At 56.8% G+C, this 338-nt stretch carries 1 protein-coding gene; it reads left to right on the forward strand.

Features of this window, described 5'->3' with window-relative positions:
* On the forward strand, window positions 1-338 hold a 338-nt coding region (locus tag WCE05_RS26485; RefSeq protein ID WP_368816905.1), incomplete at both ends, for a transposase.

The following is a 338-nucleotide window of genomic DNA, read 5'->3' on the forward strand; positions in this document are numbered from 1 at the left end:
GACGGTCAGAGAGATCCGAGCCTTTTTGTCCGAGCAGTATGGAACAGAGGTTTCACCCGACTTCATCAGCTCTGTGACAGACGAGGTCATGGAAGAGATTGGCGCGTGGCAACAGCGGCCACTGGAGTCGATGTACCCGGTCATTTTCTTCGATGCGCTGCGGGTGAAGATCCGCGAAGAGGGCCTGGTGCGCAACAAGGCCATTTACCTCGCCCTGGGCGTTCTCCCCGATGGGACGCGGGATATCCTGGGCATCTGGATCGAGAACACCGAGGGTGCGAAGTTTTGGATGAAGGTCTTTAACGATCTCAAGACGCGCGGTGTCGAAGATGTGCTGA

It is taken from the genome of Pseudomonas sp. I2 (genome assembly GCF_040984075.1).
Classification (GTDB): Bacteria; Pseudomonadota; Gammaproteobacteria; order Pseudomonadales; family Pseudomonadaceae; genus Aquipseudomonas; species Aquipseudomonas guariconensis_B.